The organism is Methanoculleus oceani, assembly GCF_023702065.1.
GTDB lineage: Archaea > Halobacteriota > Methanomicrobia > Methanomicrobiales > Methanoculleaceae > Methanoculleus > Methanoculleus oceani.
On sequence record NZ_QFDM01000001.1, the window covers coordinates 1 to 14,451 of the forward strand.

At 63.5% G+C, this 14,451-nt stretch carries 15 protein-coding genes; 2 read left to right on the plus strand and 13 right to left on the minus strand.

Annotated elements, in window-relative coordinates; translation table 11 throughout:
- Positions 1 to 261: 261 nt before the first annotated feature.
- The 10 genes from asnB to DIC75_RS00050 are packed head-to-tail and all read right to left on the minus strand — an operon-like array spanning position 262 to position 10,279.
- Entirely contained in the window at positions 262 to 2,094 is a 1,833-nt protein-coding gene (asnB, locus tag DIC75_RS00005) for an asparagine synthase (glutamine-hydrolyzing) (protein WP_250985964.1), read from the minus strand.
- Between the two features lie 12 nt (positions 2,095 to 2,106).
- Positions 2,107 to 2,553 carry a carboxymuconolactone decarboxylase family protein gene (locus DIC75_RS00010; RefSeq protein WP_250985965.1) on the minus strand — a complete coding sequence of 149 codons (447 nt, stop codon included), beginning with the start codon at positions 2,551 to 2,553 and terminating at the stop codon, positions 2,107 to 2,109.
- 2 nt (positions 2,554 to 2,555) lie between these two features.
- Positions 2,556 to 3,497, minus strand: a complete 942-nt coding sequence (locus tag DIC75_RS00015) for a methanogenesis marker 7 protein (protein ID WP_250985966.1) — start codon at positions 3,495 to 3,497, stop codon at positions 2,556 to 2,558.
- Positions 3,494 to 4,078 (minus strand): methanogenesis marker 17 protein, encoded by a 585-nt coding sequence (locus DIC75_RS00020; RefSeq protein ID WP_250985967.1) that lies wholly within the window; start codon positions 4,076 to 4,078, stop codon positions 3,494 to 3,496. Before DIC75_RS00020 ends, DIC75_RS00015 begins: the two co-directional genes overlap by 4 nt.
- Positions 4,079 to 5,317, minus strand: coding sequence for a methanogenesis marker 15 protein (locus DIC75_RS00025; protein ID WP_250985968.1), 1,239 nt, complete (start codon positions 5,315 to 5,317; stop codon positions 4,079 to 4,081). It abuts the gene before it with no gap.
- Entirely contained in the window at positions 5,314 to 5,766 is a 453-nt protein-coding gene (locus DIC75_RS00030; protein WP_250985969.1) for a methanogenesis marker 5 protein, read from the minus strand. Before DIC75_RS00030 ends, DIC75_RS00025 begins: the two co-directional genes overlap by 4 nt.
- Positions 5,767 to 5,771: 5 nt before the next feature.
- Positions 5,772 to 6,239, minus strand: a complete 468-nt coding sequence (locus DIC75_RS00035) for a methanogenesis marker 6 protein (protein WP_250985970.1) — start codon at positions 6,237 to 6,239, stop codon at positions 5,772 to 5,774.
- A complete protein-coding gene (gene mmp3 / locus DIC75_RS00040; RefSeq protein ID WP_250985971.1) occupies positions 6,239 to 7,765 on the minus strand; it encodes a methyl-coenzyme M reductase-associated protein Mmp3 in 1,527 nt (508 codons plus the stop codon). The genes DIC75_RS00035 and mmp3 overlap by 1 nt, the downstream gene beginning before the upstream one ends.
- 10 nt (positions 7,766 to 7,775) lie before the next feature.
- On the minus strand, positions 7,776 to 9,389 hold the full coding sequence (atwA, locus tag DIC75_RS00045; RefSeq protein WP_250985972.1) for a methyl coenzyme M reductase system, component A2: 1,614 nt from the start codon (positions 9,387 to 9,389) through the stop codon (positions 7,776 to 7,778).
- A 47-nt stretch (positions 9,390 to 9,436) separates the two neighbouring features.
- A complete protein-coding gene (locus DIC75_RS00050) occupies positions 9,437 to 10,279 on the minus strand; it encodes an HAD family hydrolase (protein WP_250985973.1) in 843 nt (280 codons plus the stop codon).
- A 49-nt stretch (positions 10,280 to 10,328) separates the two neighbouring features.
- On the opposite strand from DIC75_RS00050, the gene DIC75_RS00055 reads away from it, so the two are divergent.
- Both DIC75_RS00055 and DIC75_RS00060 read left to right on the plus strand, forming a co-directional pair.
- Entirely contained in the window at positions 10,329 to 11,258 is a 930-nt protein-coding gene (locus DIC75_RS00055) for a ribose 1,5-bisphosphate isomerase (RefSeq protein ID WP_250985974.1), read from the plus strand.
- Positions 11,255 to 11,419 carry a hypothetical protein gene (locus tag DIC75_RS00060; protein ID WP_250985975.1) on the plus strand — a complete coding sequence of 55 codons (165 nt, stop codon included), beginning with the start codon at positions 11,255 to 11,257 and terminating at the stop codon, positions 11,417 to 11,419. Before DIC75_RS00055 ends, DIC75_RS00060 begins: the two co-directional genes overlap by 4 nt.
- Before the next feature lie 85 nt (positions 11,420 to 11,504).
- Here DIC75_RS00060 and DIC75_RS00065 read toward each other — a convergent pair whose 3' ends face one another.
- From DIC75_RS00065 to DIC75_RS00075, 3 genes are all read right to left on the minus strand, one after another.
- A complete protein-coding gene (locus DIC75_RS00065) occupies positions 11,505 to 11,906 on the minus strand; it encodes a hypothetical protein (protein WP_250985976.1) in 402 nt (133 codons plus the stop codon).
- Positions 11,907 to 12,135: 229 nt separating this feature from the next.
- Positions 12,136 to 13,200, minus strand: coding sequence for an ABC transporter permease subunit (locus DIC75_RS00070; RefSeq protein ID WP_250985977.1), 1,065 nt, complete (start codon positions 13,198 to 13,200; stop codon positions 12,136 to 12,138).
- A 7-nt stretch (positions 13,201 to 13,207) separates the two neighbouring features.
- Positions 13,208 to 14,197, minus strand: a complete 990-nt coding sequence (locus DIC75_RS00075; RefSeq protein ID WP_250985978.1) for a YcdB/YcdC domain-containing protein — start codon at positions 14,195 to 14,197, stop codon at positions 13,208 to 13,210.
- Between the last annotated feature and the right edge of the window lie 254 nt (positions 14,198 to 14,451).

Here is a 14,451-nt window from a genome sequence, read left to right on the forward strand (position 1 = left end):
GCGTAGGGACTTGAGTTAACTCTTCAAACGTCTCCAGATCGCTTGCTTGATGTCTGGGGACTGTCTCGAACTTCTTTTCTTCGGGGTGTTGTTTGCACCGTGCACGGATTTCCAGTTCCAATCGCCAGGGGGGGGGGGGCGGAGGGGGAGGGGGGCTTGCCCCCCTCCCCTGTCCCCACCCCCCAGACGCGATACCCAGTGGAAATCCGTGTATGGAGTATGCAACCGAAAAGGAAGTATGAACCGCTCGAAGAGCACTGCTCAAACTTCAACTACTCCACCGGCAGTCTCCTCCTCAAACTGTCGGAGCCACAGCTCCGCGCAGGCTATCCGCCAGAACTCGGTGGAGTACGCGCTCTTCCCCTCAAGGAACTCCCAGTAGTTCCGGAGCACCTGTTCCGCGTCCCAGTAGGGCCGCCGGGAGAACTCGGGCGAGGAGAAGAGCGCGAGGATATGGGATGCAAGTTCGTCCTTCATCCAGACCTCTTCGGGGGTGACGAATCCCATCTTGTCCATCCTGCACCGGACGGCGTCGGGGACCAGCCCCCGGATCGCCCGCCGGAGGACGTACTTCGTGACGCCGCGGCGGACCTTCTGGTCGAGCGGGAGCCCTGCGAGGTACTCCACCAGCCGGTAGTCGAGGAACGGGACCCGGGCCTCGATCGAGAAGGCCATCGAGTTCCGGTCCTCCCAGTGCAGCAGGAGGGGAAGGTTCGATGCCGTGACCTCCCGTTTCAGCACCTCGTCAAGCGATCCCGCATACCGGAGAACCTCCGGCACGGACCCCCGGAGAAGGCCCCGCCGCTCCGAACGGACCCGGAACTGTCGGGTCGCCCACGAGAAGAAGGACCGGTGGTGCCGGGCACTCCCGATTCCCTCCCGGAGAGCGGCGGCGACGTTGCCGCTCCGGAGGAGACCGCGGATGTAGGGCGCCTGGTAGGCGATGTACCCTGCAAGCTGCTCGTCGGCACCCTGCCCGTCGAGGACCACCTTCACCTCGCTTTGGGCAAGCCGCATCACGCAGTACTGGGCATAGATCGAGAGAGACGCAAACGGCTCGTCCTGCATATAGAGCAATCTCCCGATATCCTCCCAGAGCCCGTCCGTGCCCGGTATCGTCCGGCGGCTGGCAACGCCCGTCGCCGCGACCACCGTATCGATATGCCGGCTCTCGTCGAACCTTTCGTCATCGAAACAGACCGAGAACGTCTTCTGCCGGTCCCCGACGCTCTCCGGACTCTCCGCCCGCAGGAGAACGTTGATCAGGGCGGTGACCGTCGAGGAGTCGATGCCTCCCGAGAGGCAGGTTCCGACCGGGACGTCGCTTCGAAGCCTGAGCCGGACGGCATCGGTCAGGAGGTCCCGGACCTTCCCCGCTGCGGCTTCGTCGTCGACCCCTCCCGGGGCGGGGTTCATCGCGAAATCCCAGTAACGCTCCTGCTCCCCGACGCCCTCCTCCGAGACGACGACCGCGTGGGCCGGCGGGAGCTGGAAGATGCCGTCGTACATCGTCCCGGCGGTATGGTCCGCGACCCCCCACGCAAGAAACGTCGAGAGCATCCGGTCGTTCGGCCTTCTCCCCGCTTCAGGATGCTCACGGAGCGCCTTGATCTCCGAGGCAAAGAGGAACGACCCTCCGACCACGGTGTAGTAGAACGGCTTGACGCCCAGGCGGTCCCGGGCGCAGAAGAGTTCGCGGCGCCGCTCGTCCCAGAGGGCAAACGCCCACATCCCGTTGAACCGGGTGAGGCAGTCCCGCCCCCACTCCTCGTAGGCGTGCAGGATCACCTCCGTATCGGTCGCGGAGGCGAAGCGATGGCCGGCGGCCAGCAACTCCTCCCGGAGCTCGCGGTAGTTGTAGATCTCGCCGTTGAAGACAATCTGAAGCGATCCGTCCTCGTTTCCCATCGGCTGCCGGCCTTCGTCGGAGAGGTCGATGATCGCGAGGCGGCGGTGGGCGAGGCCGACCGGGCCGGAGAAATGGCTCCCCTCGCCGTCGGGCCCGCGATGAGCCAGCCGCTCCGCCATCGCCCCGACGAGGGCCGTATCAGCCGCATCTCCGTTCAGGGCAAACTGCCCGGCAATACCGCACATACCAGGAGTCGATCACTCGTCGGAACAGGTCTTGTTCAGGCCCGTGCCGTTGATGTCGCAGGAGGGGCAGGGGCCCGAACCGTTCACCACCCGGTAGGCGTCCGCGAGGACCGCGGAGTTCGCGAGCATACCCGCGATCAGGATAACCTCCAGGATCTCGGCCCGGGTCGCGCCCTTCGCCATCGCCGACTGCATGTGGTACTCGACGCAGTGGCTGCACTTGAGCGCGGCGCCGACCGCGAGGCTGATCAGCTCGATCACCTTCGGCTCGAGCTGGCTGGTCTCGACAACGGCGCCCTTGTAGAGCAGGTGCGATATGAGGATCTCGGGTCGTTCCGCCATCCGCTCAAAGATCAGGGGGACCCTGCCGTATTCGGCCTCGATCTCCCGGAGGAGCTCCTCCGCGATGACGTCCGACCCCCGTTCTGCAACCCTCGTGAGTATCTTCTCGAAATCCATCGCTACACCAATATCCCGGTTTCCGAGAAAGGTTTAATCCGGATCAATATGTAATTGCGCATTCGTGACGGCGTAACGTCGGCGATATCCCCGATGGCGACCCCATCGGCGACCTCGAGCGACCGCACGGCATCGGCGTACGAGTCGTAGGGAAGTTTCACCCGGAGCCCCTCCATCTGGGCGGTCACCGGCGTCGGGTGCGTCAGCATGGTGACCTCGTGGATCTGCTCCTCGACGATCGCCATCAGGCGGGGCGGGAAGACAGAGAGGGGGTCCTTTGCGAGGTTGTCCCGCCGGGCGTCCAGGGTGCGGGAGACCTCGTCCACCAGTTCGTCGAGTTTCGCGAGCTCCTCGGGGCGCTTGAACCGGTGCATGATCCGGCCGACGCCCCCGACGTACCCCTCGACAGGCGGGTCGATGATCCGCATCAGGGTTTCGCGGTCCGGGGCTCCGGTCACGACGATCGGCACGTGGATCCCCCGCCTGAGCACCGGAAACTTCTGCCGGATGCATTCTTCAAAACTCCCGAGCGCGTAGACGGCGAGATCGTGCTCGTTGATGACGTCCCGCTCCTCGTCGTTTAAGTTTGCGATCCGCTTGCCGAATCCCCGGGAGAGCCCGACCATGTTGGTCTTCGCGCCTGCCCGCCGGAGGTACTCGGCGATGTCGCAGGAGGTATGGGGGAGGTGGTGGATCTCCAGGCTCGGGCTGACCACGGCGATCTCGGTCCCGACGAGGGGCGCCTCGATCACCTCGCCGGCGAGCGGCTTTGCAACCTCCCGTATCAGGTCGATATCGTCACGCGGCACGAACGACTGGAGCACGACGTCCTGGGCCATGACGTGTTTCTGCACGATGTAGCCCCCGAGGTCGTCGATCAGGTCCATGATCTCGTCGTGCCGGTAGACACCCCCCTTGTAGGTCACCGGCACCAGCGTCGTCACAGCGTCACCCCCATCTTTGCGAAGATCGGCGCGACCATCGTCTCCACGATGTCGGCCGGCAGGGTATCCTCGCTTGCCACATAGTAAAACTTCTCGTCCCGGATATACTGGCGGCGGACCTTGAACCCCTCGGGGGCAATATACTGGAGCGCGTAGATGACGTCCTTATACAGCGTTTCGCTCGGGTCGGCCACCACCATCCGCTCGAGATCCCCCTCCCCCGCCAGCGCCGCCGGGAGGACGACGGTGAACCGGTCGGGCTGGTCGACGTTCTCCTTACCGTAGCGGGCCCAGAGTTTCTGGAGCAGCGGTGCAAGGTAGGTCTCGTCGCCGATATCGAGGACAACCTCCCTCTCGCCGGGGTTGACGTTTGCAAAGTCGGCAACGCGGATCTCACGCGGCATGTGGCGGAGCAGTCCGGCGGCGACGAAGATCGGCACCTTCGGGTCGACGTAGATGTGCAGCCGGTCGATCGCCTTGATGAGATCGAGGTCCTGGAGGACATCGGCCGCGATCCGCTCGTAGGCGTCCCTCCCGACCTCGTCCGGGGACTCGACCACGAAGTAGTTCAACGGGGGCATCTATTCTCCCTTGATGAATCCGGATGCAAGCAGAGCAGACCCGACCGCGCCGATGTACTGTGAGTGGGGCGGGACGACGATCTCGGTCTGCAGGAGCTGGCCCATCGCGTAGACCAGCCCCTCGATCAGCGAGGTGCCGCCGACCATGATCACCGGCTCCTTGATGTCGATCTCCTGCAGCTGCTGCTCGAAGACCTGTTCCGCAACGCTGTGGCAGGCCGCAGCCGCCACGTCCTCACGCGAGCTCCCTGCGGCGAGCGCGTTCACCAGGCTCTGCGTCCCGAAGACGATGCAGTAACTGTTCATCGGGACGTTCTTCCCCATGCCCTTCATGGCCAGGGGCCCGAGCTCGGTGATGTCCACGCCGAGACGTTTCGCGGTCATCTCCAGGAACCGGCCGCTCGCCCCTGCGCAGATTCCGCCCATCGTGAAGGTCCCGGGGATGCCGTCGAGCACGCTGATCGCCTTGTTGTCCATGCCGCCGATGTCGATGACGGTCGAGGCGCCCCGCTGGTGGCCGGCGAGGTAGACGGCGCCTTTCGAGTTCACCGTCAGCTCCTCCTGGATCAGGTCGGCCCCGAGGTGCTTGCCGATCAGGAACCGCCCGTATCCGGTGGTCCCGATCGCCTGGATATCCTCACGGGTGAGCCCCGCCATCTCGAGCGCGTCAGCAACCGCGCTCTCGGCGCTCTTGATCACCTCGGTCGTCGGGTGCCATCCGGTGCCGACGATCTCGTTGTCCTTCATCACGACCGCCTTCGTCGTGCTCGACCCCGAATCGACGCCCATCGTGATCCCGGTCTGCTCCTCGCGGGCGAGGAGGGCTCTCCGGCGTGCGATGGTGGTCAGCGCCTCCATCCTGGTGAGAAGGGTGCCCGAGGTCGTCCGCTCGGTGAAAGAGTAACTCACCACCGGCAGCCGCGAGTGCTCGTGGATATACCGCCGGAGTTCGTTTCGGACGATCGCCGCCTCGGCACACCGGAAGCAGGTGCCGATGAAGACCCCGTCCGCATCGACCTTCCCTTCCACCAGGGCCTTGCCCCGGGCGATCATCAGTTTTAAGTCGGCGCTCCGGACGTCCAGCCCGAACGCATCGACCGCCCGCTCGACGTCGGCGAGCGCGATGTCGGGGAAGAAGACTTCCGCGTCCACCGATTCGGCGGCTTCGTAGATCTCCTTCTGGACGCCGCTGTATTCCGGCCCGCAGGAGAGCTGGGCGATCCGCACCTTCCGACTCACGCTTCACCCTCCTTTTCGAGACCGGCAAGGAACTTCCTGACTGCGGCGACGAACTGCACGCCCTCCTCCTCGTTTGTGGGGTACTTCAACTCAAGGATCGGGATGCCGCTCTGGCGCAGGGTGAAGAGGATCAACTCGTCGGTGCGGGCGCATCCCATGCACCCGAACGCAAGGTCGGCGTCGGTGACGATGACCGCGGCCTCGGCCTCCTCGAGGAGCGGACCGTAGATAGCCATCCGCCCCCGGACGCCGGACGGCACCTCGACGGCCGCGTACTTCAGGCCACGCTTGGGCTCTTCGGGAGTGATCTGCAGGGGCGGGGAGTCTACCCCGGCGGTCTGTATCCGCTCGCGGATACCAAGGGCTGCACCGAGCGGTTTATGGCCGAACCGGGCTACCAGGTCGGAGAGAATGAGGCTCGTTGCAGGATAAATAAACACCTTTGCCATTCTGTTCAGGACTCCTCTGTCTCTATGAGTTTTTGTAGCCGCTTGATATCGAGTTTGGGTTTCTTCTCCCGTGCGGGCGGCGTCGGTTCCGGCACCTCCGCCTCCTCGCCCCGCCGGTCGAGTTCCTCGAGGCCGCGGGTGATGTAACGGAGGATGCGGAACTCCCGTTCGTGGCCGAGGTAGCCCGGCCTCGCTCCGCCGAGGTTCGCCCGGCACCGTCTCGGGTCCCCGGGAGGGAACCCCCGGTCCTTGACGAAGATATGGCTCGGGTCGAAAGCGCGGATCACTTCGATGAGGCGGTCGACGGACTCCGGTTCGCCCGTCACCTGCAGCCCGAAACACGTCTCCTTGATCAGGACGCCCTCGGACGCTTCGTATGCCCTGAGCGCGAGCTCGCCGGGGGTCATGGACGGGGACTCGACAAAGACGTATTTGGTCACCGTGCCCACGTAGTCGGGAATATACTCGGCCATCACTTCACCTCCTTCACGTATACCGTCGTCCCCTCGCGCATCTTATCGAGGTTCCCGGCATCGAGCACCTTCCCGATGACGTTCGTCCCCGTAAGCGGCTCGGATGTCGGGCCGAACTCGGCGTTCGGCGTCGTGCGGACGCCGATCATACCGGCGCCCCGCCGCGAATCGTTCGTCATCGCGAGGGTGAACGCCGGCACCTCGCCTGCGGGGGTGTTCTCCGGGATGATCCCGACGCCCTTTCCGATCTTCGGCTTGAAGAGGAAGACGTCCTCGAACCGGAAGGCGAGCGGCATCTTCCCGACGGCATGATGCTTGAGCCCGGTCACTTCACGGAAGATCGTGACCGACCGGGGCGCGGCCGCCTCGTCGAGGGTGATGCTGACGACATGGCCGGCCGGCTCCGTTGCGACCCTGACCTCCCCTGCGGCCAGCACCTCGAGCGTCGTTGCCGGGGTCTGGCCGACCACCACGCGGTCGCCAACGGCTTCGTCTGCGGTGAGGGAGACGCCCCGCCGGGCGGCGACCGCCCCGGCGTCTGCAAGCGAAAGACCGACCAGATCGAACTGCTCGGGTTCTGCACGGATAGCGAAGAGGTCGCCCTCGCCGGCAAACCGTACGAGTTCGATACCGTGGATAACCCGGCCTACGACGGTATGCACCGGGCTTGCCGATACGCCCTGCGTGTAGATGTAGACCGCTCCCGAGGATTTCCCTGCCGTCCTGACCGTGACGGTTCCTTCAAGCCTCGGCCCGGAGAACTCAAGAGGGACTTTCGTCGGCACCAGGTGCGTATCGGCGATGTAGGTGCTGCTCGAACGACCCGCCAGGAATTCGCCGCTCTGAACGGAGAGGAGGAAGTGCTCGACGCTCCGGGCGGTTGCGGTATCTATCCCGTCTCCCCCGAAACCCTGGACTTCCGCCTCCACGTAGGAGACGACCTGCATCCCGTCTTCGAGCGGGAACTCCGCATCGCGGGTGATGATCGCGTGCGACCGGTCGGCACGCCGGAGCACCCGCTCGACCCCGGTGATCCGGTCGCCTTCGCCGATCCGGTCGAGCAGTCCCCGCCCGGTGACGACCCTCCCGATGACGCCGCCGTCCGACGGGGCGCCGTAGTCGGCGGCATGCCGCATACGTGCAAATATCAGGTAGGAAAGGGACGGGTCGTAGCCGCCGCACCCGAGGATCACGTCGCCCCGTTCATACCGGCCCGGCTCCCGTGCCGGCCGGACGCCGGACTCGAACGGCCCGAAAGCGGCGGCGTAGCGGTCCTGCCAGTGCAGGCGGAGCCGTTCGGCAAGCCCGGGCTGAAAAAGCCGGGAGACCGTCGTCGGCTCCGCCACCTCGACGACCATATCGCCGGCCGAGGTGACGAACCTGATCTCCCGTGACTCCGCCGCATCCTCCTCGAGTGCCGGGCGGATGACGGCGACGCTGCACCGGAAGTCCCATCCAGGGAGGAGATCCCCGAGCCGGGAACCCGCCGGAACTAGAATGTGTTTTCCGTCCAGGAGGATCTCCATCACATGCTCCTCAGGGGGCTCCGCCGGCCCCCATCACTTTTCGTTCGTCCTCGGTGAGGTGGGCGAGCACCTCCTCCGTCGGGCCCATCTGGATGATCTTGCCTCCCCGCATGAGGGCTACGCGGTCGCAGATATCTCTCACAAATTCCATATCGTGCGAGACCACGATAAATGTCTCGTCCATCTCCTCGCGGGCGTGGAGGATCGAGTGCTTCACGTCGATCTTCGTGATCGGGTCCATCGTGCCGGTCGGCTCGTCGAGGACGACGAGCAGGGGCTCGCGGATGAGAACCTGGGCCAGCGCCACACGGTGTTTCTCGCCCTCGGAGAGCTGACCCGGATAGCGGTCCAGGATCTCCTTGCTCTTCTCGGGCGTAAACCCGGCCATCCCGAGGGTGATGATCGCCTTCCTCATCGCGAGTTCCTTGGGGAACTCAAGGCCGATGGCGTCGGTGAGGTTGTCGAGCACCGTCCTGTGCGGGTAGAGGTCGTATTCCTGGTGAAGGAGGCCGATGTAGCCCTTCGCCCGGCCGCGGTTTTCGATGCCGGGTTTCGTCATATCGATCCAGTCGTCCCCGATCCGGATGTTCATCTCGCCGCTGGTGGGCTCGAGGATCCCGGATATGATCCGGGAGAGGGTCGTCTTCCCTGCACCGCTCTTGCCGATGATCCCGAAGATCTCCTTCTCGCCGACATCGTACGAGACGCCGTTCACCGCCCGGACCACGCCGCGGTCGACCGAGAGGTAGCGCTTGACCACGTCCCGGGCGACCAGGATCTTCTCGCCGACCTCCCCGATCTCGTGCTGCTCGACGTCGCTGTAGTTCTCCATGAACCGGTGGATGACTTCATCGGGGGCCCCGATTCCCTTGATCTCCCCGTTTTCAAGCAGGATCGCCCGGTCCACGACATCCTCGATGACGTTTGAGAAGTGGGACGTGATCACCATCCCCATATCGTTCTTCTGCGCGCTCTCGATGAGCATCCGGTGAACGAGCGTCGCGGTCTCCGGATCGAGCGTCCCGGTCGGCTCGTCCGCAAAGAGCATGAACGGGTTCTTCGCGAGCTGCCGGGCGAGCACCACCCGCTGCTTCTCGCCGCCGGAGAGGTCGCGGGCGATGTGCATCATCCGGTGGGAGAGCCTGACCTGATCGATGAGGTCGGCGGCCCTGCTGACCGCTTTCTCCGCGGGATAGCCGACGTCGTCGAGCGCCCGCAGGATGTTCTCGATCACCCGGTCGTCACCGTAGAGGGCGAACGTCCGCTGAAACATGATGGCGGTCCTTCGCATGATCCGCCGCTTCATTGCTGCGCTTTCTTCCGCCCAGAGGTCGACGTCGACCGGTTTGAGTTCGCCCCCGCAGGTGGGGCACGGCTTTCCCGCCTCGCTCGGGACGCCGATGTAGTCGCACGCATCACAGGCGACGACGTGATAAACGATCGCACCCCGTGTCGGGGGCTGGTCCACGCCCCGCATCAGGTGCATAAGAACGGTCTTACCGGCCCCGCTTCTTCCGATAATACCGACCGTCTCTCCCTCCGCCACCTCGAAATGTATGCCTTTGAGCACAACGGTTCCGTTGAACTCCATGCAGAGGTCCTTTACCGTAATGAGTGGGGTCATCTTGAGCTCCTCGTTAAACTAATCTTCTCGTGGTATCATATTAGGGTTTATATTGTTGCACTTTTCCCGGCCGCCGCGGTATCCGCGAGGAGTTCCGCCACAATACCGGGCACCTCGCTGACGTTCCGGATCACCCGGTCTGCGGTGGTATAGAGTATATCCGGTTTCCGATCGGACTGCTGTTCGGTGAGCACCGCGAGATCCGCCTTCCGGAAAGCGTTCAGGTCGTTGATGGCATCCCCTACCATAACAACCTTGTCATACTGCTCCTGGAGGTCTTCGACGATCCGGGCCTTCATCGAGGGGGTCGCGACGCCGTAGACCCGTTCCCGGGGGATGCCGAGGTAGTCGCCCATCCGTTCGAGCTTTGCGACGCGGTCCCCGGACGCTATGTATGCGGGAACGCCCATCCGGTGCAGTTCGCTGACGGCCTCTCTCGCACCGTCAAACGGTCTCCCCCCCGTCGTCACCGTGAACTCGATGCAGGAGAGGTCCATATTCAGGATCACGCCGCTGTTCATGGTGACGATCGACTCTCTCTTGCAGCAGTTCCAGACCTGCCTGATACAGGCCTGCAGATCGCTGATACGGGCATGCCTGTCGGTATAGAGGAGCTCCGCGACCTCCTCGGCGGGGATGACCCGCCGCGAACAGGCCACCCCGAAGCCTATGGAGCGCTCCAGGAAGAACTCCGAGAGGAGCCGGTCCTCCGGCGCTTCCATGACGTCCCGGGAGTGGAGGTGGAGTACGACGAGCACTCGCGCATCTGATCCGAAGGTGATGGTCGTGGTCTCGACCTCGGTCAGCATCTCGTCGTGAAGGAGATCGCGTGCTACACGGTAGGTCCGGAGAAGTGTGCCCGCACTATCGAAAACAACGGCTACCGACATCTATTCTCACGTCAATAAGTCTATGTAGTGGTCGTCTGAATGAATGACTATGTTACTGAGTGAGACGGCAGCAAGCATAAAGAGTATGGAGATCCGGGGCGCCGGCAGGATCGCACGGGCGGCGGTGGAAGCACTGGCCGATTATGCCAAAAATCTCGACGCGTCCGACCCCGAGACCTTCAAACGGGAGATGCAGAGGGCGGCCGATATCCTCACCGGGACCCGCCCGACCGCCGTCTCGCTCCCGAACGCGGTGAGAAGCGTTATGCGGGCCCTCGACTCATTCGAGTCCGTGGAGGCCGCACGGGACGCGGTTCTTGCCCGGGCAGCGGAGTTCGTCGATCACTCGGAGCACGCGGTCGAGCGGATAGCGGCGATCGGGGCACGCCACATATCCGACGGCGACGTCCTCCTCACCCACTGCAACTCCGAGGCGGCGCTCGGGTGCATCCTCGAGGCACACCGGCAGGGCAAAGAGTTCGAGGTCTACGCGACGGAGGTGCGGCCCCGGGGCCAGGGGCTCGTCACGATCAGGACCTTGAACGACGCCGGAATCCGGACGAACTACATCGTCGACTCGGCGGTCCGCTACTTCATCAACGACGTCGACCTCGTCTTCGTCGGCGCCGACGCGATCGCGGTGAACGGCGCGGTGGTGAACAAGATCGGGACCGCCCAGATCGCGCACGCCGCACACGAAGCCCGGACGAACGTCATCGTGGCGGCCGAGACCTACAAATTTGCTCCGAGGACCATCCTCGGGGAACTGATCGAGATCGAGGAGCGCGATCCCGACGAGGTTCTGCCCCGGGCGGTGGCGGAGGAACTTCCGTTCGTCCAGGTCAGGAACCCGGCCTTCGACGTGACGCCCGCGGAGTACGTCGACCTGATCGTCACCGAGCAGGGGGCGATCCCGCCGGGGCTGGCGTATACGGTGATCCGGGACTGCCTGGGGTGGAAGATCGAGGAGTTGCGGTGAATACGGTGTTCGATGAGGAACCGCTCGATGAGGAGACACTCAGGAAGATCGAGCGGTCGCTTGAGGACCTCAGGGCAGGGCGGACCTATACCCTGGAGGAGGTCATGGCGGAACTGAAGGGGGGTGACCGGCGTGGTCGTCGCGGCGACGGCCCGCGATGACACAGAGAGCGTCTCGCGGCTCGTAGCGGTGCAGGGAGGCGAGGAGCCTGCACCGCTTGCCGGCGAAACGTCCGGATGAGAGGTCTTATGTCTCCGGGGGAGTATCGGGGATATACGACGGGTACGTCTTGTAGACGGAGGAGACCATGCATGACTCGTTGACCTGGACGACAATCATCGAGGCGGTCATGCGGTCGTCGGGGTCCGGGTCCCCGAGGCGAAAGAGAATCTGGGTGTAGTTCACATTCCTCTCAGGATAGGAGCCCTTTGAAAATACGATCGTATCGATGCTCTTGTTGCCCAGCAACCCGACGACCTCCGGATCATGGAGCGCCACGGTCAATGCGTCGCGCGACGTGATCCTCTCCGGGCATGCAACCCCTGCCGTGGCGGGCTCGCCCTGCGCTGCAAGGAGATAGTCGACCCCGGTTCCAGCGATGAAGGCCAGGATTACGAGGGCAGCAGTCAACGGTTTTACACTATTCATAACCTGATACACCTTTGATTACCATGCCGCGGGGGGCATCGGCGATGGAGACTTCGCGATTCCTCCTTATACCTTTTCTCGGACAAACACCAATTTGTCCGGGCGTTCGAAGGCTCCGGATCGGAAGAAAGAGGTGGTCTACCAGCATCGGAGCCTGACGTGTCGGCGCTTCCCTTGGAGACTGGGGGCAGGCAGAACGCGTGCATTCGGCATTTTTCCGACCCTGTCGTCACCGCAGGTCCATCCGCATGAAACGGGTGTACGCCGCTCCGAAGAAGATCGCCGGTAACGCAAGCATCGCGACGATCGGCTGCCAGATGAGAGCGATCAGGCCGGGTAGATCGGGAAGCGGGTCCTCCATGGGGTTGGGCGTCCTCAAGGCAAAGGGGTCGGGGATGATCCACATCGAGAACCGTGGATTGGTGATCGCCAGCGAGAGTTCCAGGTAATTCCTTTGTGGCGAGAGGAGGCGGACGGTCGCTCCGATACGCTCCTGGTGTTCGAGGTAGGCTCGCTCCTCCTCCCGGTACTGCAGCCACACCTCCTCGGTGAATTGCGGGTCGCTCGTGTCCACCGGTTCCGGGGGTGTTCCGGCAACCGCATCGGTAAGGATGCCGCCGAAGATCGGTACGATGGAGGAGAAGACGAAGATAGTGACCAGGGACCAGACAAGAGCGCTCCCGCTGTCGGCAACGACCGCCGAGGCGAGGAGAGCGACCGAGAAGAATGTGAAGAGGTAGACCAGCGAAACGAACCAGAAGACCAGGATCGCACCGAGTTCGGCAGGCGACGGGACGATTGCAAAGAGCAGGAGGAGCGCGAGCGCGATGAGAACCGCGATGCTCATCGCCAGCGTCAGGGCGGCGAATCCACCGAGCGCCTTGCCGGTGATCACCTCGTCGCGAAAAACCGGACGAGAAAGGAGGGTTTTGAGCGAGCCTGACCAGCGTTCCCGCGTGATCAGGTCGAACCCGGTCGCGATCGCAAGCAGCGGGCCGTAACTCGCGACCATCGAGGAGAGGTTGAGGAAGACCGTGAGGAGAGAGGGCTTCTCCGGCATCCACCCGGGATAACCCAGGAACTTCGGCACCGGCGCGGTACCGTCGGAGTATGCCGCGAGTTTCTCGCTGTAGTTCTCGACGCCCTCGTAGAGGGAGACGGAGCAGAGGATCAGGAAGAGGAGGAGGACAAGGGTGAACCGCCGGCTCGCGAGGTGGTCGGCAAACTCTTTCCATGCCACGAGGAGCGTGCGATTCGGACCGGATACCCGGTCTGCCATCCTCTTGTCTTCCACGAATCCGTTACCACCCCGGGTTATAATTTTCAGAAAGAACCTCTCCCGAATGGGCGTTCATCCATATTTCAGCCGCCCTCGGCGGATCCTGCGAGCGGTGCCGCTCGTCGTCGAACGTGATGTGCCAGGCAAGAGGCACCGCGACCGGTTCCGTTGATGGACGTTGCCGTGCGTTCAGGTCGTACCACCGCAACTCTGTCGACCGGATGGCGAACTCGCCGGGATCCTTGCCGTAGGTATCGTTGAGGTACGCCAGAACCCGTTCCTGTACCGCGTCTTCCGGGATCGAGGGGTCAGGATCGGCCATGGTGTCGTTGTTCGATACTTTCCAGAATTTAGAAAAAGAGACGACGCGGCCGTTGACCGAATCGATTGCAAGGATGAACCCGTCATACAGGCAGAGAACGCCGTCGATCGAGCGCCGATACACGAAATGGTACGGGCCGTTTCGCGAACCCAGCGGTGTATCTACCATAGAGAGTGCGGCGTCGGTCTTCACGATGTTCGAACTCTCGGTTCGCTCCCGGAGATACGCATCGGCAATCTCTTCCGCCGCATCGATCGTGATTGCAGGATCATCAGACCGGAAATAGTCGCGGCCATCCTGGAAATGCACCATCTCCCCGTCGACAGCATCAATCGATACCATGATATCGTCTGCAGGATCGCGGTCGTCTTCCGCTTTCACCCGGAACCGCCAGACGTCGCCGTAGGTCTGCACATCGTACGGTTCGGCGACCATCCGTTCGATCCGGATCCCGGGGATCTCCCGCTCCAGTCCGGCCGCGGCGAGAAAACGCGCTTCTTCCTCGCCGATCAGGCCGTCCGGCGACGGTTGGGCCGGTGTCACCCCGGGTGACGCTGTCGCCTCCGGCGATGTCGGTGCAGCCGGTCCGTCTCCACCGGCATCCGTCCCGACACACCCCGCCGACGCTGCCAAACAGGCAAGGAGGAGGACTGCTGCGAGTGTGTAACCGATTTTGTTGATAGGTTTCATGGTTCTATCCTCATTTCACGCATGCCCCGGGAGGCCGCGGAACCGCAAGGGCTATTCCTGTTCACAGCCGCCAGCACCATCAGCCTCCAGGCACGCCGTGGGAGCCGGGAAACGACGCCAATCGAGATCCGCAGACTCACGCAGGATACCGCATGCGGTATCGCCAATCGAGACGTTGTTGTCCGTCTTTATACCTTTTCTGTGCCAATCATCAATTCGACCGGATATTCGAAGGCCCGTATCGTGAATCAGAT

What these genes read in the sequence shown, in the direction of transcription:
- DIC75_RS00050 (WP_250985973.1), bottom strand. Translation starts at nt 10,279, where the DNA reads ATGTCGGTAGCCGTTGTTTTCGATAGTGCGGGCACACTTCTCCGGACC.
- DIC75_RS00010 (WP_250985965.1), bottom strand. Translation starts at nt 2,553, where the DNA reads ATGGATTTCGAGAAGATACTCACGAGGGTTGCAGAACGGGGGTCGGAC.
- DIC75_RS00055 (WP_250985974.1), top strand. Translation starts at nt 10,329, where the DNA reads ATGTTACTGAGTGAGACGGCAGCAAGCATAAAGAGTATGGAGATCCGG.
- DIC75_RS00035 (WP_250985970.1), bottom strand. Translation starts at nt 6,239, where the DNA reads ATGGCCGAGTATATTCCCGACTACGTGGGCACGGTGACCAAATACGTC.
- DIC75_RS00075 (WP_250985978.1), bottom strand. Translation starts at nt 14,197, where the DNA reads ATGAAACCTATCAACAAAATCGGTTACACACTCGCAGCAGTCCTCCTC.
- atwA (WP_250985972.1), bottom strand. Translation starts at nt 9,389, where the DNA reads ATGACCCCACTCATTACGGTAAAGGACCTCTGCATGGAGTTCAACGGA.
- DIC75_RS00030 (WP_250985969.1), bottom strand. Translation starts at nt 5,766, where the DNA reads ATGGCAAAGGTGTTTATTTATCCTGCAACGAGCCTCATTCTCTCCGAC.
- DIC75_RS00065 (WP_250985976.1), bottom strand. Translation starts at nt 11,906, where the DNA reads ATGAATAGTGTAAAACCGTTGACTGCTGCCCTCGTAATCCTGGCCTTC.
- DIC75_RS00020 (WP_250985967.1), bottom strand. Translation starts at nt 4,078, where the DNA reads ATGCCCCCGTTGAACTACTTCGTGGTCGAGTCCCCGGACGAGGTCGGG.
- mmp3 (WP_250985971.1), bottom strand. Translation starts at nt 7,765, where the DNA reads ATGGAGATCCTCCTGGACGGAAAACACATTCTAGTTCCGGCGGGTTCC.
- asnB (WP_250985964.1), bottom strand. Translation starts at nt 2,094, where the DNA reads ATGTGCGGTATTGCCGGGCAGTTTGCCCTGAACGGAGATGCGGCTGAT.